This window comes from Streptomyces sp. NPDC002144 (assembly GCF_053593695.1).
This window is the reverse complement of sequence record NZ_JBSFDB010000016.1, coordinates 149095-171925: the sequence shown is the minus strand read 5'-3', so window position 1 is coordinate 171925 and position 22831 is coordinate 149095. Positions and strand designations below refer to the sequence as shown.

Here is a 22831-nt window from a genome sequence, read left to right as displayed (position 1 = left end):
GATGACGTCCGCTGCCTGGAGGGTTCCATGGGGTCTGCCGCCGTACTCGTCGCCAACCGCGGGGAGGTCGCCGTCCGCGTGCTGAGGGCGGCGGCGGAGGCCGGGCTGCGTACGGTCGCCGTGTACGAGGAGGGCGACGACGCCCATGCCCGGCTCGCCGACGAGTCCGTACCGGTGAACGGTTACCTGGACGGCGACGCCCTGCTCGCCGCCGCCCGGAGCACGGGCTGCGACTACCTCCATCCCGGCTACGGCTTCCTGAGCGAGGACGCGGAGTTCGCGCGCCGCTGCGCGGAGGCGGGGATCGTGTTCGTGGGCCCCTCGCCGGAGGTGCTGGCGGTGTTCGGGGACAAGACGCGGGCCCGGGAGCTGGCCGTCGAGGTGGGGGTTCCCGTACTGGAAGGGGCCGACGGGCCGGACGGGGCACGGGACTTGCTGGCGGACGGGCCCGTGATGGTGAAGGCAGTGGGCGGGGGCGGCGGTCGCGGGATGCGGATCGTGCGGCGGGCGGAGGCATTGGACGAGGCATGGGAGCGCTGCCGTTCGGAGGCGCGACAGGGCTTCGGGCGGGACGCGTTGTACGCCGAGCGGCTGCTGGAGGGGGCGCGGCACATCGAGGTGCAGGTCGTCGGGGACACCACCGGCGCCGTCACACACCTCTGGGACCGGGACTGCAGCGCCCAGCGCCGCCACCAGAAGCTGATCGAGATCGCGCCCGCCCCCGAACTCCCGGACGCCGTGCGGGAGAAGATCCTCGACCGCGCGCTGCTGCTGGCCCGTGCCGCCCGCTGTTCCAGCCTGGTCACCTTCGAGTTCCTGCTGCGGGGCGCGGAGTTCTGGTTCATCGAGGCCAATCCTCGGCTGCAGGTGGAGCACACGGTCACCGAGGAGGTCACCGGGGTCGACCTGGTGGAGGTGCAGTTGCGGGTGGCGGCCGGAGCCACGCTCGGGGAGCTGGGGCTCGCCGAGCCGCCCGCTCGTCCGCGCGGGTTCGCCGTGCAGGCACGGGTCAACGGCGAGGGGGCGGGGCGGATCACCCGCTTCGACGTGCCGACCGGGCCGGGCGTCCGCGTCGACACCGCGATCCGTGCCGGGGCCGAAGTGGGCCTGCGCTACGACCCGTTGCTCGCGAAGGTGATCGCCCACGTCCCGCACGGCGGTGTCGAGGCGGCGGGTGCGCGGGCGCGGCGGGCGTTGGGCGAGTTCGGCGTGGAGGGGGTGCGGACGGGGATTCCGTTGCTGCGGGAGCTGCTGGCAAGGCCGCGCTTCTGGGCGCACACGGGCGTGGTCGGCGAGGTGGCGGGGACGGTCGTCGGCCCCGAAGTCCCCTCCGTGGAGCGCGCGGTCGTCGCGCCGCTCGCCGGGACCGTCGTCTCCCTCGACGTCTCCTCCAGTGAACCGGTGCGTCCCGGACAGCAGTTGCTGGTGCTTGAGGCGATGAAGATGGAGCACGTGGTGCGCGCGCCCGGCTCCGGAGTGGTGCGGGCGCTGCACGCGCGGGCCGGGGAAACGGTCGGCGAGGGCTCCCCGTTGGTCACGCTGGACGAGGTGACCGGCGCGGACGCGCGCGCAGCCGCCGAGGAACGGGCCGATCCCGACGCCGTGCGTCCCGATCTCGCCGAGATGATCGAACGGCACGCCGTCGGGCTGGACGAGAACCGGCCGGAGGCGGTCGCCGGGCGGCATGCGCTCGGCCGGCGGACAGCCCGGGAGAACATCGAGGACCTCTGCGACCCGGGCACCTTCACCGAGTTCGGCGCCCTCGCGATCGCCGCCCAGCGCCGCCGCCGTTCCCTGGAGGACCTGATCCGCTCGACGCCGGCCGACGGCATGGTCACCGGCACCGGGCGCGTGGACGGCCGGCCGTGCGTGGTGATGTCGTACGACTACACCGTGCTGGCCGGCACCCAGGGGCTGCAGAACCACCGCAAGACCGACCGGATGCTGGAACTCGCCGAGGAACGAGGGCTGCCCGTCGTGCTGTTCGCGGAGGGCGGTGGGGGCCGGCCCGGGGACACGGACACCACGTCGGTGGCGGGACTCGACGTGAGCACCTTCCAGCGGATGGGGCGCCTGAGCGGCTCGGTGCCCCTGGTCGGCATCGTCTCGGGGCGGTGCTTCGCGGGCAACGCGGCGCTGCTGGGCTGCTGTGACGTGGTGATAGCCACGCCGGACGCGACGATCGGGATGGGCGGGCCCGCAATGATCGAGGGCGGTGGGCTCGGGGTGTTCCGGCCGGAGGAGGTGGGGCCGCTGTCGGTGCAGGTGCCGAACGGGGTCGTGGACGTCGCGGCGGCGGACGAGCCGGAGGCCGTGCGGGTGGCGCGCCGGTACCTGTCGTACTTCCAGGACCGGCAAGGCAGTTGGGAGGCACCGGACCAGCGGCTGCTGCGGCAGGTCGTGCCGGAGAACCGGCGCCGGGCCTATGACATGCGGGCGGCGGTCACGGGGCTCGCGGACACCGGCTCGGTGCTGGAGCTGCGGCCGGGGTTCGGAGTGGGGGTGCTGACGTGCCTGGTGCGGATCGAGGGGCGGCCGTTGGGGTTGCTGGCCAGCAACCCGGCGCATCTGGGCGGGGCGATCGACCGGGACGCGGCGGACAAGGCGGCACGGTTCCTGCAGCTTTGCGACGCGTTCGGACTGCCGGTCGTCTCGCTGTGCGACACCCCCGGTTTCATGGTCGGCCCGGACGCCGAACGGACCGCGACCGTACGGCACTTCGCGCGGCTGTTCGTGACCGGGGCCAATCTGCGGGTGCCGTTGGTGAGCCTGGTGCTGCGCAAGGCGTACGGGCTGGGGGCGATGGCCATGATGGGCGGCTCCACGCGGGCGCCGCTGGCCACCGCCGCCTGGCCGAGCGGGGAGTTCGGCGGGATGGGTCTGGAAGGTGCCGTCCGGCTCGGTTACCGCAAGGAGCTGGCGGCGATCGAGGACCCGGCCGAGCGTGTCCGCGCCTTCGAGGAGCGGGTCGCCGAGCTGTACGAACGCGGGAAGGCGGTCAACGCGGCGGCCGCGCTGGAGATCGACGCGGTCATCGACCCGGCCGGGTCGCGTGGATGGATCCTGGCGGCGCTGGAGCGGTGCCCCGTCCCCCGCCCGGGGCACCGTCCGTTCATCGACACCTGGTGAACACGGTCACCAGGATGGTGCGGACATCGTCAGCTGGGCCGGATGTTCTGGTTGAGGCGGAAGACGTTGTCCGGGTCGACGGCGGCCTTGACCCGGGCGAGCCGGTCGTAGTTGCCGCGGTAGCTGGCGCGGACACGCTCCTGGCCCTCGTCCATCATCATGTTCACGTAGGCGCCGCCCGCCGAGTACGGGTGCAGGGCGTCGGAGTAGTCGACCGCCCAGCGCTTGATCAGCTCGGCGTTGGCGGGGTCGGGATCGACGCCCGCGTAGACGGTGGACCACGTGGCGCTCCGGTAGCCCCAGGGCGTCTCGTCGGGGCCGACGTCGTGGGCGGCACCGTCGATCGGGTAGAGATGCATCGTCGACTGGACCGTCGGCACCTCGGCACCGAACTTGGCGTGGAGTTCTACGGCCTCGTCCGGGATCTCCTCGACGAAGTCGGCACGCCAGTACCACTGGTGGCCGGGCGGGTAGAGCCCGTCGAACATGGACTGCAGATCGGGGTGCGGCATCGGTCCGGCGGCGTGCAGCATCGGCTCCGGCAGCGCGTCGAGCAGCGGGGCCATCGCCCGCGCGGCGGCCTCGGGGTCACCGCTCGTGTGGCACCACACGACCCCGGCGGTCTTGCGCAGCTGGATCTCCTCGGGGAACGGCGGGGCCGGCGGGACGGTGCCGTACAGGAAGAAGGCGTTCACCTCGCGGGGCGCGTTCGGGAGGAAGTCCCGGTAGGCGGCGAGGACGTCGGCGCTGATCTCGACCGGCCAGAAGGTCGGCCCCGCCACGACCGTGCTGATCTCGTGCAGCCGGAAGAGGAAGGACGTGACGACACCGAAGTTGCCGCCGCCTCCGCGGATCGCCCAGAACAGGTCGGTGTTCTCCTCGGCGCTCGCGCGCACCTTGCGCCCGTCGGCCAGGACGACGTCGGCCGAGAGGAGGTTGTCGATGGTCAGCCCGCACTTGCGGGTGAGGTGGCCGAGCCCGCCGCCGGTGGCGATGCCGCCGACGCCGGTGGTGGAGACGATGCCGCTCGGGGTGGCCAGGCCGTACGCGTTGGTCGCGCGGTCCACCTCGCCCCAGACGCAGCCTCCGCCGACGCGGACGGTGCGGGCCTCGGGGTCGACGTGGATCTCCTTCAGGGGCGAGAGGTCGGCGACCACTCCCCCGTCGACGGTGCCCATCCCGGCACCGTGGTGGCCGCCGCCCCGGACGGCGAGCGGCAGGTCGTGGGCGCGGGCGAAGCCGATCACGCGGGCCACGGCGTCGGCGTCGGCGCAGCGGGCGACGAGCGCGGGGCGGCGGTCGATCATCGCGTTGTAGACGGTACGGGCCTCTTCGTAGCCGGGGTCGTCGGGGCCGATCAGCTCGCCGGTGAAGTCGGTCAGTTCCCGTCGTGCCGCCTGCGCGATTGTGCTGGACATACGGTTTCCCCCGTTTGTCGTGAGTAGGGCCGTTGTGCACGTTCTACTCGGGTAGCGCGGGCGTGTGCATCCGTGGCCATCACCTAGCTCGGGCGTTCGGATACCTACGTTTCGCGCACGTGCGTTTCGCGTACCTACGTGTCCCGCTCGGGGAGGAGCCCGAGCTCCGCGGCGCGTACGGCGGCGTGGCGCCGGGTGGGCGCGTCCAGCTTCTCCAGGACGGCGCGTACGTGGTTGTCGACGGTACGGACGGACACGACGAGCCGGTCGGCGATCTCGGCGTTCGTCAGGCCCTCGGCGAGCAGACGCATGACCTGGAGCTGCCGTTCGGTCAGGCCGGCGGGGTTGCCGCGGGTCGCGGCGAGGGGGCCGCGCGGGATGCGCCGTACGCCGAGCCTGCGCAGTTCGGAGCGGACGCGGCGGGCCAGCGGTTCGGCGCCCAGGGCGTCGAGTTCGGCGAGGGCGGCGAGCTTGTCCGCGGGGTGCGGGCTCTCGGCGACCGCGGCGGCGTGCTCGTAGGGGCAGCCCGCCTCCTGCCAGCGTGCGGCGGCCTCGCGCCAGTGGCCGCGGGCCTGGAGGGCGTACGGGTGGTCGCACTCCTCCAGGTCGACCGGCTGCCCCACCCTGCTGAGCCAGTAGCCGAGTTCGGCGCGGTAGGGGATGCCGGCCAGGTCGCGGGCCTGCGCGTACACCGGGGCCACGGCCTCGATCAGGGCCGCGTCGTCGCCGCGCAGCCAGGCCGCCTCGGCCAGCGCGGCGGCGACCGGTCCGGTGCGCTGCAGTTCCCGGGTCCGTACGGCGATCTCCTGGGCCTCGGCGAGGAGTTCGGCGGCGCCCGGGTGGCCGCGACGGGTGCGGACGCGGGCCAGGACGGTCAGCGCGGGGCAGCGGGCGGGCAGGAAGTCGTGGATGCCGAACTCGGCGTGCCGTTCGGCGTCCTCCCAGTCGGCGGCGGCCAGTCGCCGGATCGCCAGCTCGACGTGGAGGTAGGTGAGGAAGCCGAGGTGTTCGGCGCGGTCGGCGAGGTCCATGGCCGGGGGCAGATAACGGTCCGCCTCGCCGTACTGGAGGCTGTCGAGCAGCGTCCAGATGATGTTGGCGTAGGAGCGGCAGGCGTGCTCGACCTCGCCGGCGGCCAGGGCGACCTCCAGGCTCTCCTCCAGTTGCTTGCGGCCGTCGGGGTCGCCGCCCCGCCAGCGGGCCGTCCCCAGATTGTTCAGGGCGTGCGCGAGGATCGCCTGGTCCTCCGTCTTGCGGGCCAGGACGATGGCCCGCTCGGCGTGGTCGACGGCCTCCGGGTAGCGGTCGGACAGCATGCGCAGCTGGGCGATGTTGCTGACGGCGAGGGCCAGCAGCCGGTCGTCGCCCGCGTGCTCCAGCACGGTGACGGCCTCGCGGGCGGCGTCCTGCGCCTCGTCGGCGTCCCCGGCCCACCAGTGGATACGGGACAGCCAGCGCAGGTCGGCGCCAAGGGCGAGGATGTCGCCGAGCGAGCGGCGCAGCGCCACCGCCTCCCGTTGGGCGGTGACGGCGGCGGCCGAGTCGGCGATGGTGTAGCTCTCGATCGCGTAGCGTTCCAGCAGGTCGGCGAGGTCGGCCGGGCCGTGGCGCCGGCGTCGGCGCAGAACCAGCCGCAGCTGGGCGGCGGCCTCCCGGTGGGCACCGGCGGAGGCCGCGTCGCGTGCCGCGTCGGGGCCGTAGCGGGCGATGGCGTCCTCGTCGCCGGCCTGGGCGGCGTGGTGCACGATCCGGGCGGCGTCGGATCCGGGGCGGGCGACCAGGGCCGCGAGGACGGTGCGGTTGAGGTCGATACGGCGCGCTGTCGGCACGGAGTCGGCGACCGCGCGGCGGATCAGCTCGTGCCGGAACGCCACCCGTTCCGGCGTCACCGCGAGCAGCCCGCGCTGCTCGGCCTCGGCGAGTACGGTCACGCCATCGGCCAACAGGGCGTCCACCAGGGGCCGTTCGACAGCCGAGGGGACCACGGCGAGCTGCTCCAGCGCGTCCACGGTGGCGGCGTCCAGGCCCCGCATCCGGGCGAGCACGGCGTCCACGACCGTCGGCGGCACACCCCCGGTGCCACCCGCCGCGACGACCTCGGCGACGAAGAAGGGGTTGCCGGAGGTCACTTCGTACACCTGGGCGGCGTCCAGCTCGGCGGTCGCGCTGAGCGTGCGGACCGCGTCGAGGGACAGCCGGGCCAGGGGCAGCCGGTGCACCCGGGGCGCGCGGGAGACCTGCCCGAGGAGGTGGCGCAGGGGGTGGCCGCGGCCCAGCTCGTCGTCGCGGTAGGTGAGGACGAGCAGCGCGGGGAGCCGTTCCATGCGCCGGACCAGGAAGCGCAGGGCGTCCAGGGACGCCTCGTCGGCCCAGTGCACGTCCTCGACGACCAGTACGGCGGGATGCGGAGTCACGGCGAGCTCGGCGCGCAGGGCCTCGTAGACGCGGGGACGATCGCCGCCCTCGGTGACGGCGCGGGCCAGCTCGGCGCCGACGCTGCCGACGAGGTCACGGAACGGGCCCAGGGGCCGGCGGGTGGCGAGGTCGTCGCACTGTCCGACCAGGATCCGCGCCTCCTCGGGCAACCGCTCCGGAAGGGCTCTGACCAGGCTGGACTTGCCGATGCCGGCCTCACCGAAGACGAGCGCCACCGAGCCGGCACCGTCCGCCGCCTCACCTGCGGCCTCGGCCAGTCGCGTCAGCTCGGCCTCACGCTCGAGGATCCCCCGGTCCACCCGCTCGATTCTGCCACCGACCACCGATACCGGTACGGCTCTCGGGCGGGGGGCGGGCCCATGGGCGGGGATGGGCGGGAGCGGGCCGACGGTCCGGGGGCGGGCCGACGGTCCGAGGGCGGGCCGATGATCCGGAGGCGGGCTGGCGGTCCGGGCGCGGCAGGGCGGTCCGGGGGCGGCCCGACGATCCGGAGGCGGGCCCACGGTCCGGGGGCGGCCCGACGATCCGGAGGGAGGCCCACGGTCCGGGGGCGGCCCCACGGCCCAGGCACAGCCCCACGATCCAGGCACAGCCCCACGATCCAGGCACAGCCCCACGCCCCAGGCACAGCCCCACGCCCCAGGCACAGCCCCACGATCCAGGCGCGGCCCCACGATCCAGGCACAGCCCCACGATCCACGCACAGCCCCACGCCCCAGGCACAGCCCGACGATCCGGAGGCGGGCCCATGATCCGCGCGCGGGCCGACGGTCCGGGCGCGGGCCCGGGCCGTGGTGGCAAGGTGTCAGCATGTCCTGTGGGCGGCAGTGGCCCTGTCCCCGACGCGGACGCGAAGGCCGTCATTCCCACTGCGTGTCCTCGTCGCCACGGGCTCGTGCCGGCGACACGGTGGCCGCGGTCTCGGCGTCGCCGTGCGGTCCGCGCGGACGCGACGTGAGGAGAGCCCACACTCCGGCCGGGGGCTCACCTCCGGCTGAACCGGACAGGCGTGCGGGGCCATCCTGGAATCCTGGGAGTCGAAGCACGGAGCGAGGCGTGGCATGGCGTACGACGAAGCGTTGGCCGAGCGGATTCGGCGGTATCTGGGGGCCGATCCGGACATCACCGAGAAGCGGATGTTCGGGGGGCTCGCGTTTCTGCTGCGCGGGAACATGGCGGTGAGCGCGAGTGGCGCCGGGGGGCTGATGGTCCGTGTGGGGCCGGAGGCCACGGACGCGGCGCTGGCCCGACCGGGCGCGCGACTCCTCGACATGACGGGGCGGCCGATGCGTGGCTGGATCGTCGTCGACCCGTCCGCGCTCGCCGACGACGGGGTCTTGGGCGCATGGATCGACGAGGGGTACGCCTTCGCCGCGGGGTTGCCGCCGAAGTGAGACGTTCCTACGAGCGGCGGCCGGGCCTGCCTCGTCTGCCGGGCTTGGAGCCGCCCGCGCGGGGAGTGCGGCCCGGCTGCTTGGCGGGGGCCGGCTTGCGGTGGGCGGAGGACTTCTGCTGCTCCTCCCGCCTCGGCTTCTCCTCCCGGCCTGGCTTCTCCTCGGGCTGCTGCTTGCGGCCGCGCGAGCTGTTGACCGTGCGGCCGCGCACGATGCCGATGAAGTCCTCGACCAGTTCGGTGGTCGCTTCCTCGGGCCAGGACAGGGCGACACCGGACTGCGGGGCGTCGACGACCGGGCGGTAGGTGAGGTCCTTGCGGTGGTGCAGACGGGCGAGGGACTGGGGGACGACGAGGAGGCCGACGCCCGCAGCGACCAGTTCCACTGCGTCCTCGGTGGTGGCGGGGCGCTCGAAGGCGGGTTCACCGGGAGGGGCGTCCCAGCCGAAGACGTCGTCGAGGGGGTGGAAGAGCACCTCGTCGGCCAGATCGGCGAGCGTCACCTCGTCGGCCGCCGTGATCACGTGGTCCTTGGGGACCACGACCACCGTTGTCTCGGTGTACAGCGGGATCGCGCTGAAGAACCCACGGTCGACCGGCAGCCGTACCAGGCCCGCGTCCGCCTCGCCCGCACGCAGCACCTCGGGCGCCTCGGCGGCCGGTACGGCGATGAGGTGCAGCGGGATCCCGGGCAGCCGCTCGTTCCAGATCCGCACCCACTTGGCGGGCGTCGTCCCCGGGACGTACGCGAGCCGGAACGTGGGGGATGTCTCCGAGCCTGTCACCTGGCCAGGTTACCGGCCGTGGTCGAGGGCCCCGTACCCGGTCGATACCCTGGACCCCATGAAGTCGCACCAGACCACCCAGACGATGAAGCCCGCGACCGCGGCGAAGAAGCTGGGTGTGTACCTCGAGGCCACCCCCGCCGAGTTCCGTGAGGGTGTCGTCTCGCGCGCCCAGCTCGACCAGCTCCAGGCCGAGCCGCCCGAGTGGCTGCGCGAGCTGCGGGCCAAGGGGCCGCACCCCCGTCCGGTGGTCGCGGCGAAGCTGGGCGTCTCCATCGCGGGGCTGGCGCGCGGCGGGGTGACCGAGCCGCTGACCACCGAGGAGATCGAGGCGCTCAAGCAGGAGCAGCCGGAGTGGCTGGTGAAGGAGCGGGCCACCCAGGCGGAGGTCCGCAAGGAGGCGGCGCGGATCAAGAAGCGCGACGCCGAGCGGGCGGCCCAGGAGGACGGTCCGCGGTCCTGAGGCACCCGCCGTCGCGACGGTCGGTCACGCTCCCGATCCGCTGTGTGCACGAAACCGGAATCTGACGGCCCGTCACGACGAAGGTCACAAAAGCGTATCGGACATTCTGCCCTTCAACCTTCACACCAGCCGCACAAGTTGGCTAGCGTGGGTCCAGGCCACTCGAGTTCCTCCGGCGAACCCCGTCGGGACGCGTGGCCTCCGCCGAGTCCGGTGTCGAACCGGAGCCGGGGACCCAACCGAATCATGGGGTGAATCGGCCCAACTGCCCGCACGGGCAAGGGTCGTAGGGCATGCCTTCCGGATACGACCGCCCGAACCCGACAGCTAACTCGGTAGGCGGAGTACGGAAGGAGTACGGCTCCCATGGCGCCGGATCGACCATCGCGCACGGGCGGCTCCGGCCTCCCCGGGATGCGCAACTCCACTCTCGCCGCGGCGGCCCTCACCTCGGTGGCCATGCTCTCGCAGAGCGCCGACGCCGTGCCCCTCGCCGGGGAGGACGCCCCCAGCCGGGAGGCCGTCCGGGACCGGGTGAGCAGCCTCTACGACCGGGCCGAGTCCGACACCGGCCAGTGGAACTTCACCCGCCCGACGGTGACCGGCTCGCGAGGACGCGGCGCACCGGCGGGCGGCGGCAGGCGCTCGGACCCCGATCTGGACAACGTGACCCGGCAGTGGTTCGACGCGGCGCGCGCCTCGCTGGGGCCGACGATCCCGGCGATCCTGCCGGCCGACCGCATGCCCGCCCAGCGCACCTCCTCCCCCCGCCCGGCCCCGTCGCGGCCCGCGCGCTCCCCGGAGGCACGGACCGGCTTCGAACTGGAGGCACCCGGCCGGCCCGTGGCCGAGCTGCCGGCGGGCGGAACGCGCCGCCCGGTCGCCGAGCTGACCGCGGGTGGCGGCACGGCCGCGCTGCCCGCCGTACCGGCGCAGCGGCAGGAGTCCGCCATGGCGGCGGGCGCGACGGGCGGCGAGCCGCGGCAGGCCTCGCTGCGTACGTCCAAGGAGCAGAGCCAGCGCAAGATCGCCGCGGCGAGTGAGCTGCTGTACCGGTACACGGCCCGGCAGACGTCCATACCGCAGTCGGCGGTCATGTCACCGACGCCCATGGCGGAGCAGACGGCGGTCATGCCCTCGCTGGCCATGACACCGCAGTCGACCATCATGTCGCCGACGGCCACGGGGCCACAGGCGACCATCATGTCCCCGGCGGCCACGGCATCCCAGTCGGCCGTCATGCCCTCGATGACCATGGCAGCGCCGCAGCCGGCTCTGGCGCCGGTGCCGGCGCCCTGGTCGGACCAGGCGAGCCGTGCGACCGAGGAGGCCTGGCGGCTGCAGCAGCCGTCCGTGCTCGACACGGGCGTGCCGGCGAGCGAACCGTGGGGCCCGCAGCAGCCGGCCGTCCCCGACATGGGTCCGTCCATCACCGACACTGGGGCGCAGCAGCAGTTGACCGCCCTGGACACCGGCACGCAGTGGAGCTTCCAGCAGCCCACCGTCGAGGCGGCCCCGCAGCAGCAGTCCGTCATGGACACGGGTGCGTGGAACCTGCCCGCCGCGGTCGACTCGAGCCTGCCCGTGTCGGACCAGTGGCGCCGGCTCCAGGAACCGTCGGTCCTCGACACCGGGGTGCCCGAGGCGCCCGCCGAGCCGGCGGTCGGCACCAAGGCGGACCGGGCCGTGTCCTTCGCCCGGGCGCAGATCGGCAGGCCCTGCCTGTGGGGCGCGGTCGGACCGGAGTCGTACGACAACGCCGGGCTCACCCAGGCCGCCTGGCGGGCCGCCGGGGTCGCGCTGCCGCGGTCCACGCACGAGCAGGCGAGCACCGGCACGGTGGTCCCGCTCGCCGAGAGCCGTCCCGGTGACCTGATCTTCTTCAACGACAACTTCAGCCACGTCGGCCTCTACACCGGCAACGGTCTGATGATCCACGCCCCCGGACCGGGCGCGGTGATCCGCGAGGAGTCGGTCCACTACGCCGGCGAGGCCGCGATCCGCATAGCGGTGCGCCCCGCCTAGCAGCACACGCTTCACCGAGGAGGCCGTCCACGAACCGTGGGCGGCCTCTTCGGCCGCTGACGCTGCCTCGCCGGTGAAGGATGGCTGCATGAGTGATCAGTACGAGGGGCGACTGGCCGGGAAGACCGTCGTCGTCACCGGGGCCGCGGGCGGCCAGGGCGCCGCCGAGGTGGAGGCGCTGACCCGGGCCGGCGCCCGGGTGGTGGCCACGGACGTGCGACCGCAGGGTGACGTGCGGCGGCTGGACGTCAGCAGGGAGAGCGACTGGGCCGCGCTGGCCGCGGAGTTGAAGGAGTCGTACGGCGAGATCCACGGTCTGGTGAACAACGCGGGCGTCATCCGGCGCGAACGGCTCGGTGAGGTACGGCCGGAGGACTTCGCACAGGTCCAGGCCGTCAACACCACCGGACCGCTGCTCGGGATCCAGCACCTCGCGCCGCTGATGCCACCGGGTTCCTCGATCGTCAACGTCGGTTCGTCCGCCGCGCTCACCGGCTACTACCCGGTGGCGTACACCGCCAGCAAGTGGGCGTTGCGGGGGCTGTCGAAGATCGCGGCGACCGAGCTGGGGCCGAAGGGCATCCGGGTCAACACCGTGCATCCCGGGTACATCGAGACGCCGATGACCGCCGCCGCCACCCCGGCGTTCCGTGCGGCGACCATCGGGGAGACACCGCTGGGCCGCAGCGGCACGGTGGACGACATCGCGCCGCTGGTGGTGTTCCTGCTCTCCGACGAGTCGTCCTTCATCACCGGGGCCGAGATCCCGGTGGACGGCGGGCTGACCGCGCACGGCGGCGTCAGGTCCATCTCGGACGCGATGCGGGCGGCGAATCCGCCGGGAGGAGCGGGAGGAGTCTGAACTCCTCGGACCTCCGCGGGCCGCCGGTCCCCCGCTCCGGCGGCCCACACGGGCTCCGGGCCTCGGAGAGCACCGGCGGTCCCCCACCGAACCGCCGGGTCTCCCCGCCGCGGCCGCTGGTGCGCCGTTGTGCTGGAGTACATCCGTGAACGTCCTTGTTGCTCCGTTGCAGTCTGAGGCAGGCTGGACGTCGCCGGTATGGGTACAACTGCGTACGCGGCGCACGATCGGAGTGGGAACGTGGCACAGGTGTTGGTCGGGGCGCAGGAACGCATGCTGTCGGTGGCGGTCGCGGCACTGCACGAACGGGAGCCCGATCGGCTGTGGCCGATGCTCGCGGACGCCCTGCCCGGCCTGTGCGGCGGTGAGAGTCTGATCTACAAGCTGGACGACTGGAACGAGTCCGGGGGCACGGTCGGCATGCCGTCCGCCGTCGCCGCCGAGTTCGCGGTGCTCCGGGACGAGGCCGTGGGCCTGCTGCGGGAGGGCTACCCGTTCGCGTCCCTGTACTCCTCCGGGCCGGACCGCACCCCGCTGACCGCGCGCCGGGCGGTGGGGCGGGCCTGGTCGTCGAGCCCCACCGCCGAGCTGATCGGCGACCTCATGGCCGCCGACCACGTCCTGGCGATCCCGCTGCCCGGAACCACGACCCCGATCACCGGATGCATGGTCTACCGCTCCGGTACGGACTTCACCGACGACCATCTCCGGCTGGCGGCCCAGCTCCAGCCGCTGCTGGCCGCCGTGGAACAGCAGCGGCAACTCCTGGAACGCCACCGGCGTTCGACCGACCCCTCGGCCGCCCCGGACTGCGGGTTGACGCCCCGTGAGACGGCGGTCCTGGTGCTGCTGGCGGACGCGCTGACCGCGGCCGCGATCGGCCGGCGGCTCGGCATATCGGATCGCACGGTGCACAAGCATGTCGAGAAGATCTACCGCAAACTGGGCACACGCGACCGCATCAGTACGGTGCTGCGGGCCCAGCGGCTCGGCCTGGTCCCCACGCCCGCCGTGCCACGGGACACCAACGCCTGGAGCCAGTCATGAAGCCGAACCGCTCCATCCCCTCCGCGACGGTCATCCCCGTCCTGATCTATCCCGACGTGCGGGCCGCCGTCGCCTGGCTCGGCGAGGCCTTCGGGTTCACCGAGCGGGTGCGCATCGGCGAGGACCACCGCTCCCAACTCGCCTTCGGCGACGGGGCGGTGATCATCGGTGACGTCCGGCACGACCGCCGTCCCCCGCGCCCCGGCGAGGTCACGCACTCGGTGACGGTCCGCGTGGAGGACGCCCGGGCGCACTGCGAGCAGGCCCGCGCGCACGGCGCCCGGATCCTCATGGAGCCGACCGACTTCGAGTACGGCGAGCGCCAGTACACCGCCGAGGACGTGGCCGGCCACCACTGGACGTTCTCCCAGACGCTGGCGGACGTGGCCCCGGAGGAGTGGGGCGGCACGTCCGTGTCCTGAGCGGTGCGCTCAGCCCGCGGGGTCGGGCTGGGGACGGCGTGTCCGCATCGCCTCGTCCTTGAGCGCCCACGCGTCCGCCACCGGGCCCAGGTGTCCGAGCTTGTCGGGGTTGACGACCCCGCGGATCGTCTGGATCCGTCCGCCCAGGATGTCCAGCGCCAAGGTGCTCACGACCCTGCCGTCCCGGTCGCGGAAGAGCGCGCCCGGCTGGCCGTTCACCCGGTGCGGCTCGGCCACGACCCCCGTGGCGAGGCACATCGAGACGAACGAGGAGATCACCCGGGCCACGTTGTCCGGGCCGCGGACGGCGTTGGCCAGCGCGGGCGCCTTGCCGCCGCCGTCACCGACCAGCTGGACGTCGGCGGCGAGCAGGTCCCGCAGTCCGTCGACGTCGCCCTCCCGGAAGGCGCCGAAGAACCGCTCGGCGAGTTCCTCGCGCTCCTTGCGGTCGGCCTCGAAGCGCGGCCGGCCCGCGTCCATGTGCCGGCGCGCCCGCACCGCGAGCTGCCGGCACGCCGCCTCGGACCGGTCGACGGCCGAGGCGATCTCCGGGAAGCCGAAGCCGAACACCTCCCGCAGCACGAACACGGCGCGCTCCAGCGGGGAGAGCCGTTCGAGCAGCAGCAGTGCCGCCATCGACAGTGAGTCGGACAGCTCCGCCGAGCGCTCCGGGTCCTCGTAGGGGTCGGTGAGCAGCGGCTCGGGGAACCAGGGGCCGACGTACTCCTCGCGCCGTACCCGGGCCGAGCGCAGGACGTCGACGGAGATCCGGGTGACCACGGCCGAGAGATACGCCTTGGTCGATCTGGGCAGGGTCGAGGTGCGCTCCCAGCGCAGCCAGGTCTCCTGGACGGCGTCCTCCGCCTCGCTGACGCTGCCGAGGATGCGGTAGGCGATCGCGAAGAGCAGCGGCCGCAGCTCCTCGAACTCCTCGGTGCGACTCACGCCAGCTCCTCCTTGAATCCCTGGCGCCACGACGGGTGGCGCGGCTCCCAGCCCAGTTCACGTCTGGCCTTGGCGTTGGAGAAGCCGCGGCCCTCCAGCATCATGATCACCGGCAGGTCTCCCGCCAGCAGGCGCGCCAGCCATTTCGGCACCCGCATCGGCGGCTTGGCGCCCGCGACCGCCGCCAGGTGGGGCAGCCATTCCGCGGCCGGGGCCGGTTCGTCGTCGACGATGCAGTACACGCCCTTCGCGTGCTGTTCGACGGCCAGGACGGTGGCGTGGGCGGCGTCGTCGAGGTGGATCCATGAGCTGTGTCCGGTGGCGCGCCCGACCAGCGGGAACTTCCGCTTGCGGACCAGCTCGACCTGGTCGTCGATGGCACCCGGCCCGTAGAAGGCGCCGTAGCGCAGGGCCGCGCCGCCGGCCCGCACGACCACGTCCTCGAGGTGGTTGACCGCCTCGATCATCGGGCGCAGGACCGTGCCCGTCATCGGGTCGAGCGGGTCGTCCTCGGTCTTGATCCAGCCGCCCTCGCGGATGCCGTTGAAGCTGCCGAAGCTCTGGGCGACGAAGGTGGACACGCCGGTCGCCTCGGCGGCGGCCAGCAGATGGTCCGTGCCCTCGGTGCGCAGCCGGTTGGTGGTGGCGAAGAACCGGTCGAAGTGCTTCATGTCGGGTGCACCGGTGCCGAGCCCGGTCATCTGGTGCACGATCGCGTCCGGCCGTGCCGTGGCCACCGCCTCGCCGACGCCGGCCGCGTCCAGGCCGTCCATCACGACGCCGTCCGCGCCGAGGTCCGCCAGCAGCCCCAGTCTGGCCGCGCTGGTCGTCGTAGCCGTCACCTGGTGGCCCCTGGCGACGAGCTGCGGAATCAGCCGCCGTCCCAGGACCCCCGTCCCGCCTGCCACGAACACCCGCACAACGATCACCTTCCCGTTCCCGGAATTGTCTCTGCCCCGTGGACGAGACAGCCCCCCGTGTCTGTGACATGGGGGGCGGGAAAATCCTGACGCGGGTGGTCTCAGACGGCGCCGGGTCCCATGCCGCCCTGGAGGCGCTCCAGGTCGGAGGCGCGGACCTGGATGACGACGACCGCGATCAGGGCCGCGACGACGGCGAAGATCGCCGCGACGACGAACGCGGCGGAGATCCCGTGCGTGAGGACCTGGTCGGACCAGGGGCTCGGGAGCTGTCCGGTGCGCCGGAAGCGCAGCTGCTCGGCCGGGGTCGCCTGGGCGAGGAAGAGCGGGATCTGCTGGTGGGCCTCGTTGGTGCTGGCCGTGCCGAACGTGGTGACCAGGATGGACAGTCCGAGCGAACCGCCCACCTGCTGGGTGGCGTTGAGGAGCCCGGAGGCGGCGCCGGTCTCCTGGACGGAGACGTTGGACAGCGCCATCAGGGTCAGTGACACGAACTCCATGCCCATGCCCAAGCTGAAGACGAGGATCGGGCCGAGGATGCTGCCGGCGTAGGTGGAGTGCACGTCGGTCAGGGTCAGCCAGGCCAGACCGCCCGCCGCGAGGAGGGCGCCCACCACGAGGAACGGTTTGGGGCCGAACCGGGGCAGGAACCGGGAGGCGAGCCCTGCGCCGACCGCGATGACGGCGCTGACCGGCAGGAAGGCGAGTCCGGCGCGAAGTGGACTGAAGTTCAGCACGTCCTGCACGAAGAGGGTCAGGAAGAAGAACATGCCGAAGATCGCGGCGGCGAGGCTGAGCATCATGCCGTACGTGCCCGCTCTGTTGCGGTCGGCGAACATGTGCAGGGGTGTGATCGGCTGGACGGAACCCCGCTCGATCAGGATGAACGCGGCCAGGACGACGACGGCCCCGGCGAACGAGGCCAGCGTCAGCGCGTCCCGCCAGCCCTCCTGCGCGGCCCGGATGAAGCCGTAGACGAGCAGCACCATGCCCAGGGTCGAGGTCAGCGCGCCGGCGATGTCGAAGTGGCCGGGGTGGCGTCCGGACTCCCTGATCCAGCGGGGCGCGGCGAGGGCGATGAGGACGCCGATGGGGACGTTGACGAAGAGCACCCAGCGCCAGTTCAGCCACTCGACGATCATGCCGCCGGCCAGCAGTCCGATGGCGCCGCCGCCGGCGGAGACGGCGGCGAACACACCGAAGGCCCGGTTGCGTTCCGGGCCCTCCGGGAAGGTGGTGCTGACCAGGGAGAGCGCGGTCGGTGAGGCGATCGCGCCGCCGACGCCCTGCAGAGCGCGGGCGGCGAGCAGTTCGCCGGAGTTCTGGGCGAGCCCGCCCAGCAGGGAGGCGACGGCGAACAGCAGCACCCCGACGATGAACATGCGCCGTCTGCCGAGGATGTCGCCGGTGCGGCCGCCGAGCAGCAGCAGCCCGCCGAAGGTCAGCGTGTAGGCGTTGACCACCCAGGACAGGCTGGTCGTGGAGAAGTCCAGCGCGCTCTGGATGTGCGGCAGCGCGATGTTCACGATGGTGATGTCGAGGACCACCATCAGCTGGCAGGACGCGATGACCAGAAGCGCCATGCCGTTTCCGCCACCGCCCGGTGCTCGGGAGGTGGCCTGTGCTGCGGAGGTCGGCTGCGGGCTGCTGCTCATGGTGAAGTGCTCTCGGTGAACGATGCCGTCCACTGTCCGACCGTACGCCCGTGCCGCGACCGTCACCACTCCATGGGCGGCGCCGCTCTCACCGGGTCTTGTGGGTCATCGCGAACTCGTCGGCCTCCGGGAGGTCGAAGGCGCCGTGGTCGCTGCCGAGGCCCTGCGCCACCAGCGCCGCCGCCGCGTTGCCGAGTACGGCGGCCTCCTTCGGGGTGCGGTCGAGGCTGACGCCGCGCAGGAAACCGGCCGAGAAGGCGTCGCCGCAGCCGGTGGTGTCGACGACCTCGACGTCGAAGGCGGGGACCGCCTCGGTGCCCTCGGCCGTGACCAGGAGCGCACCGTCGCCGCCGCGGGTGACGGCGACGAGACCGGTACCGCCCGCGAGGAACTTCCCGGCGCCCGTGACGAGGTCCTGCTCCTCGCTGAAGCCGAGGACCTGGTCCTCGTTGGGGAGCAGGTAGTCGATGTACGGGAGGATCGGCTCGATCTGGTCGAAGGTGCCCAGTGCGCCCGGCGCGAGGAGGTCGACGGAGGTGACGACGTCGTGCTCCTTGGCGTGCGCGAGGATCCGCGCGGCGACCTCGGCGCCGATCAACTCCGGTCCGCCCAGGTGCAGATGCGTCGCCACGGCCAGCGCGTCCCAGGGGACGTCGTCGAGACCGTAGGTGATGTTGGCGCCGAGCAGATGGAGGGTGGGGCGGTCGCCGTTCGGGCGGATGGGCAGGACGGTGGCCGAGGTGGAGGTGTCGATGCGGCGGACGACCAGCCCGGTGTCGATTCCCGCCCGCTCCAGCAGTTGCAGGAGCAGGTCGCCGGTCGGGTCGGTGCCGATCGCACCGGCGGTGCGGACCTCGGCGCCCAGCTTGGCGAGGGTCAGGGCGGTGCCGGCCGCCGTCCCGGCGGCGGTCATCCTGATGTCCTCGACGAGGGTGGCGCCCTGGCCCTCGGGTATCGCCTCAACCGGCCGTACCAGCACGTCCAGTACGTGCACGCCCATCGTGACGACCTTCATCGCTTCTCCTCCTGCGCGGGTGGTACGGGGTGGGTGGTGCCGTAGTCACGGGCGATCGCGGCCTCGATGACCGCCAGTTGCCGCTGTTCGTCGAGGACGCGGGGGGTGCCGAGCGCGGCGGCGTGCTGGTAGACGCCGCAGGCCCACTCCAGCAGCAGCGCGTGCTCGACGGCCTTGTCGAGCGTGGTCGCGTGGGTGACCGCGCCGTGGTTGGCCATCAGTGCGGCGCTGCGGCCCTCCAGTGCGGCGATCACCGACTCGGCGAGTTCGGGCGTGCCGAAGGTGGCGTACGGCGCGACCCGGACGCTACCGCCCAGCGCGAGCAACTGGTAGTGAATGCAGGGGAGTTCGTCGAGGACGAGGGAGAGCGCGGTGGCCATCGGGGCGTGGGTGTGGACGACCGCTCCGGTGCCGTAGCGGCGGTAGACACCGAGATGCAGGTCCAGTTCCGAGGTCGGCGCCAGCGTCCCGGCCACGACCTTGCCGTCCAGGTCGACCACGCTCACCTGGTCCGGGGTCAGTTCGGCGAGCACCGCGCCGGTGGCGGTGATCGCGACCCGGTCCTCGACGCGCACGCTGACGTTCCCGGCCGTACCGATGAGCAGCCCCTCGGCCCCCAGACGCCGGCAGGCCTCGGCCACGGCGGCCCGCTGCGGCCCCAGCGCCGAGCTTGAGTCGGTCATGGGCGCGACCGTAGTCTAAACGTGAAACAATGTCACGTTCACGTTCGGAGGTTCCTTCGTGGGAGAGCCGACCGCGGATCCCGGCGGGGCCCTCCCCCTGCGCCGGACCCCGCAACAGGCGCGCAGCAGGGCCCGCTTGGCGCGGGTGCTGGAGACGGCCGAGCACATCCTGATCCGCGACGGGGTCGAGGCGCTGACCACGACCCGGGTGGCCGCGGCGGCCCGGGTGTCGGTCGGCTCGCTGTACCAGTACCTGCCCGACCGGGACGCGATCATCGACGCCCTGGCGGCCGGGTACTTCGCCAAACTGGAGGCCGCCATGGACGGTTTCGCCGAGGCGGCGGCGACCGAGCGGTGGGCGGACCCGGTCGGCATGCTCGTGGACGCCTACGCCGCCATCTACCGCGGTGAACACGGCTTCCGTGCCCTGTGGTTCGGCAGCGGCCTGACCGAGCGGACCCGGGCCGCCGACCGCGAGCACAAGCGCCGGATGGCCGACGGGATCCGCCGCGTCCTGCTCGCCCTCGACCTCGCCGGGGACGACGAGGCCCTCGCCCGCGCCTGTCACGCCTCGGTCCTGGCCGCGGACGCGCTGGCCCAGGAGGCCTTTCGGCGCGACGCACAAGGCGACGAGCGGCTTCTGGAGGAGGCGAAGGTGATGCTGCGGGGGTACCTCACGGCCGTGACGGCGCGCTACCGGTCGTAGGCGTGCCGCCCCGGAGGCCCGGCGCACCCTCCGGGCGGACGACGCTCGGCCCCGCCCCCGCCGCCCCCTCCCTGCCGTGACCCTGGGTAACTCGGAACGTCACGTAGGGTCGAGTGGGGGCTGAAGATCAACAAGGGGGTGGGGCCGGTGGAGTTCTCGGTCCTGGGGCCGGTTCGGGTACGGCGGGCGGGGGCGGAGCTCGCTCTGGGCGGTCCGCGTGAACGGGCCCTGCTGGCGCTGCTGTTGGTACGGGCCGGGGAGCCCGTCCCGGCGGGCGAGATCGTGACCGTGCTGTGGGGCGCGAACCCTCCGCACAGCGCGCTCAACGTGGTGCGCCGGCATGTCGGGGCGCTGCGCCGCCTGATGGAACCCGGCCTGCCCGCCCGGGCCGCCGGACGCCTACTGCTGCGGGACGCGGGCGGATACCGCTGGGCGGCCGACGCCGCGTCGCTCGATCTGCTGCGCTTCCGTGCGCTGCGGGAGGAGGCCCGGTGGGCCGCGCCCGGGCGCGCGGTGGAACTCCTCACCGAGGCCCTGGAGTTGTGGCGCGGGCCGGTGGCCGCCGGCGTCCCGCCCGAGGTGCGCGAGCGGGCCGGGTTCGGCGCGGTCGACGGGGAGCACGTGGCGGCCGTGCGGGAGGCGGCCGATGCCGCGTTGCGCGCCGGGGTGCCGGAGGAGGTGCTGCCCCGGTTGCGGGAGGCAGCGGCCGGCCATCCACTGGACGAGCCCCTGCTGGCCCGGCTGATCCTGGTGCTGGCGGCCACGGGACGCCGGCCCGAGGCCCTGGACACCTACCGCACCACGGCCGCCCGCCTCGCCGACGAGCTGGGCATCGATCCCGGCGCCGAACTGCGCGACGCCCACCGCGCGTTGCGGCAGGACGGCCCCTCGACCGCCGCCCTGCCGAAGCCCGCCCAACTCCCGCACGACCTGGCGACGTTCACCGGCCGGGAGGCCGAACTCGACGACGTACTGACCCTGTCCGACGCGACCGGTGCGGTGGTCATCTCCGCGATCGGCGGCATGGCGGGCATCGGCAAGACCACCCTCGCCGTGCACTGGGCCCACCGGGTCGCCGACCGCTTCCCCGACGGGCAGCTGTACGTCAACCTCCGGGGCTTCGACCCGTCCGGTTCGGTGATGAGCGCGGGCGAGGCGGTCCGGGTCTTCCTCGCCGCGCTGGGTGTGCCGCCGGAACAGGTGCCATACGGGATGGAGGCCCAGGCCGCCCTGTACCGCGGCCTGTTGGCGGGCCGGCGGTTCCTGGTGCTGCTGGACAACGCGCGCGACACCGAGCAGGTACGGCCGCTGCTGCCGGGCACCCCCGGCAGCCTGGCGATCGTCACCAGCCGCAGCCGGCTGTCCGGGCTGGTCGCCGCGCACGGGGCGCACACGCTGACCCTGCGGCCGCTCGACGCCGAGCAGGCCAGGGCGTTCCTGGAGCGCCGGCTGGGCGCGGCACGGCTGGCGGGCGAGTCGGAGGCGGTCGCCGAGATCACCGCCCTGTGCGGCGGGCTGCCGCTCGCGCTGGCCTGTGTGGTGGCGCGCGCCGCCGCCCACCCGCACTTCCCGCTGTCGGCCGTGGCGGCGGAGCTGCGGGCGGCGCAGGGCAGCCTCGACGGGTTCGGCCGGAGCGACCCGGCCGCGAACGTCGAGGCGGTGTTCTCCTGGTCGCTGGCGGCCGTCTCACCCGGCGCCGCCCGCCTCTTCCGGCTGCTTGGCCTGCATCCCGGCCCGGACGTCTCGGCGCCGGCCGCCGCGGCACTGGCGGGCGTTCCGGTGCGGGAGGCACGGCGACTGCTGTCCGAGCTCGCGGACGTCCATCTGGCGGGCGAGCACGTTCCCGGCCGGTACGCCCTGCACGACCTGCTGCGCGCCCACGCCGCCGAACTGGTCGAGTCCGAGGAGGATCGCGACACGGCCGTCGACCGCCTGTACGCGTACTACGTCCACTCCGCCCACGCGGCCGGCCGGATCCTCGCCCCGCACGCCGATCCCCTGCCGCCGGGGCCACCCCCGGCCGGCGTCAGCGTGGAGGACCTGTCCGACGACCGGCAGGCCTTGGCCTGGCTGACCGCCGAGTACCCGGTCCTGCCGGCCGTGATCGACGCGGCCGCGCACTCCGGCCGGGACCGTCTCGCCGCCCTCCTCGCCTGGTCCCTGGAACCGTTCTTCGACCGGCGGGGCCACTGGCACGACGGACTGGCCGCCCAACACACCGCGCTCACCAGCGCGCTGCGGCTGTCCGACCCGGTCTGGGAGGCGCACGGCCTGCGCGGCCTGGGCCGGGCGGAGGGCCGGCTGGGCCTGCACGACCGCTCCCGGCCCAGGCTGCGCCGGGCCCTGGAACTCTTCACGGAACTGGGCGACCCGATCGGCCGGGCCCAGACCCATCGCAGCCTCGGCTGGGAGGCCGACCAGCAGGGCGACCTCCCCGGCGCCCTGCACCACAACCAGCAGGCGCTTGAGCTGTTCCGCACGAGCGGCGACCGGGCCGCGCAGGCCAGCGTCCTGAACTCGGTCGGCTGGTACCACGCGCTGCTCGGCCAGTACCGGAAAGCCCTCAGCCACTGTTTCGAAGCCCTCGCCATGCTCCAGGACCTGGGCGACCGCTACGGCCAGGCGTCCACCTGGGACAGCATCGCCTACGCCCAGCACGGACTGGGCCGCCACCCGCACGCCCTGCTGGGCTACCACAACGCCCTGACCCTGTACCGGGAGTTGGGCGTGCCCTACCTGGAGGCCTGCACGCTGGTCCACATCGGGGACACCCATCTCGCCATGGGCGCCCCCGACGAGGCCGACGCCGCCTGGCACGAGGCGCTCGCCCTCTTCGTGTCCCTCGGCCACCCCGACGCGGAAGAGGTCCGGGAGCGGCTGTCCGCCCAGGAAGGCCGACGCGACCTCGCCTGAGGAAGCGGACAGAG

Annotated in this window: 17 protein-coding genes and 1 riboswitch; of the genes, 9 read left to right on the top strand and 8 right to left on the bottom strand. The window is 73.4% G+C overall.

Features of this window, described 5'->3' with window-relative positions:
• Positions 1 to 27 precede the first annotated feature (27 nt).
• A complete protein-coding gene (locus ACWCQ1_RS24695; RefSeq protein WP_451027393.1) occupies positions 28 to 3129 on the top strand; it encodes a carboxyl transferase domain-containing protein in 3102 nt (1033 codons plus the stop codon).
• Positions 3130 to 3158: 29 nt separating this feature from the next.
• On the opposite strand, the gene ACWCQ1_RS24690 is transcribed toward ACWCQ1_RS24695, so the two are convergent.
• Together ACWCQ1_RS24690 and ACWCQ1_RS24685 are read right to left on the bottom strand one after the other, a co-directional pair.
• Positions 3159 to 4547 (bottom strand): FAD-binding oxidoreductase, encoded by a 1389-nt coding sequence (locus ACWCQ1_RS24690; protein ID WP_451027392.1) that lies wholly within the window; start codon positions 4545 to 4547, stop codon positions 3159 to 3161.
• 134 nt (positions 4548 to 4681) lie between these two features.
• Positions 4682 to 7282 (bottom strand): ATP-binding protein, encoded by a 2601-nt coding sequence (locus ACWCQ1_RS24685; RefSeq protein ID WP_451027391.1) that lies wholly within the window; start codon positions 7280 to 7282, stop codon positions 4682 to 4684.
• 762 nt (positions 7283 to 8044) lie between these two features.
• Between ACWCQ1_RS24685 and ACWCQ1_RS24680 the strand changes: the two genes are divergently transcribed.
• Positions 8045 to 8377: a TfoX/Sxy family protein gene (locus tag ACWCQ1_RS24680; RefSeq protein WP_133046846.1), complete on the top strand. Its 333-nt coding sequence runs from the start codon at positions 8045 to 8047 to the stop codon at positions 8375 to 8377.
• A 7-nt stretch (positions 8378 to 8384) separates the two neighbouring features.
• On the opposite strand, the gene ACWCQ1_RS24675 is transcribed toward ACWCQ1_RS24680, so the two are convergent.
• Complete coding sequence (locus ACWCQ1_RS24675; RefSeq protein ID WP_358606459.1) at positions 8385 to 9161, bottom strand: LysR family substrate-binding domain-containing protein; 777 nt, start codon at positions 9159 to 9161, stop codon at positions 8385 to 8387.
• Positions 9162 to 9219: 58 nt separating this feature from the next.
• Here ACWCQ1_RS24675 and ACWCQ1_RS24670 point away from each other — a divergent pair, with 58 nt between their 5' ends.
• The 5 genes from ACWCQ1_RS24670 (at position 9220) to ACWCQ1_RS24650 (ending at position 13980) form a co-directional block, all read left to right on the top strand.
• Positions 9220 to 9624: a DUF5997 family protein gene (locus tag ACWCQ1_RS24670; protein ID WP_358606456.1), complete on the top strand. Its 405-nt coding sequence runs from the start codon at positions 9220 to 9222 to the stop codon at positions 9622 to 9624.
• Between the two features lie 192 nt (positions 9625 to 9816).
• Positions 9817 to 9982: riboswitch (cyclic di-AMP (ydaO/yuaA leader) on the top strand.
• An 8-nt stretch (positions 9983 to 9990) separates the two neighbouring features.
• Positions 9991 to 11649: an NlpC/P60 family protein gene (locus ACWCQ1_RS24665; protein ID WP_451027390.1), complete on the top strand. Its 1659-nt coding sequence runs from the start codon at positions 9991 to 9993 to the stop codon at positions 11647 to 11649.
• An 88-nt stretch (positions 11650 to 11737) separates the two neighbouring features.
• The gene (locus ACWCQ1_RS24660; protein ID WP_358606450.1) at positions 11738 to 12511 is read left to right on the top strand and encodes an SDR family NAD(P)-dependent oxidoreductase; all 774 of its coding nucleotides are present in this window, start codon (positions 11738 to 11740) and stop codon (positions 12509 to 12511) included.
• A gap of 240 nt (positions 12512 to 12751) precedes the next feature.
• A complete protein-coding gene (locus ACWCQ1_RS24655) occupies positions 12752 to 13558 on the top strand; it encodes a LuxR C-terminal-related transcriptional regulator (RefSeq protein WP_451027389.1) in 807 nt (268 codons plus the stop codon).
• The gene (locus ACWCQ1_RS24650; protein WP_451027388.1) at positions 13555 to 13980 is read left to right on the top strand and encodes a VOC family protein; all 426 of its coding nucleotides are present in this window, start codon (positions 13555 to 13557) and stop codon (positions 13978 to 13980) included. The genes ACWCQ1_RS24655 and ACWCQ1_RS24650 overlap by 4 nt, the downstream gene beginning before the upstream one ends.
• Positions 13981 to 13989: 9 nt before the next feature.
• Here the strand turns inward: ACWCQ1_RS24650 and ACWCQ1_RS24645 are convergent, their stop codons facing one another.
• The 5 genes from ACWCQ1_RS24645 to ACWCQ1_RS24625 form a co-directional block, all read right to left on the bottom strand.
• Entirely contained in the window at positions 13990 to 14925 is a 936-nt protein-coding gene (locus tag ACWCQ1_RS24645; protein ID WP_451027387.1) for an RNA polymerase sigma-70 factor, read from the bottom strand.
• A complete protein-coding gene (locus ACWCQ1_RS24640; protein ID WP_358606444.1) occupies positions 14922 to 15854 on the bottom strand; it encodes an NAD-dependent epimerase/dehydratase family protein in 933 nt (310 codons plus the stop codon). Before ACWCQ1_RS24640 ends, ACWCQ1_RS24645 begins: the two co-directional genes overlap by 4 nt.
• Positions 15855 to 15946: 92 nt before the next feature.
• Positions 15947 to 17500: an MFS transporter gene (locus ACWCQ1_RS24635; RefSeq protein WP_451027411.1), complete on the bottom strand. Its 1554-nt coding sequence runs from the start codon at positions 17498 to 17500 to the stop codon at positions 15947 to 15949.
• An 88-nt stretch (positions 17501 to 17588) separates the two neighbouring features.
• On the bottom strand, positions 17589 to 18515 hold the full coding sequence (locus ACWCQ1_RS24630) for a carbohydrate kinase family protein (RefSeq protein ID WP_358611091.1): 927 nt from the start codon (positions 18513 to 18515) through the stop codon (positions 17589 to 17591).
• Complete coding sequence (locus ACWCQ1_RS24625; RefSeq protein ID WP_358611088.1) at positions 18512 to 19198, bottom strand: class II aldolase/adducin family protein; 687 nt, start codon at positions 19196 to 19198, stop codon at positions 18512 to 18514. The genes ACWCQ1_RS24630 and ACWCQ1_RS24625 overlap by 4 nt, the downstream gene beginning before the upstream one ends.
• A 58-nt stretch (positions 19199 to 19256) precedes the next feature.
• Between ACWCQ1_RS24625 and ACWCQ1_RS24620 the strand changes: the two genes are divergently transcribed.
• Together ACWCQ1_RS24620 and ACWCQ1_RS24615 are read left to right on the top strand one after the other, a co-directional pair.
• Positions 19257 to 19904 (top strand): TetR family transcriptional regulator, encoded by a 648-nt coding sequence (locus ACWCQ1_RS24620; RefSeq protein ID WP_133046854.1) that lies wholly within the window; start codon positions 19257 to 19259, stop codon positions 19902 to 19904.
• 147 nt (positions 19905 to 20051) lie between these two features.
• Positions 20052 to 22817, top strand: coding sequence for a BTAD domain-containing putative transcriptional regulator (locus ACWCQ1_RS24615; RefSeq protein ID WP_451027386.1), 2766 nt, complete (start codon positions 20052 to 20054; stop codon positions 22815 to 22817).
• Positions 22818 to 22831 lie beyond the last annotated feature (14 nt).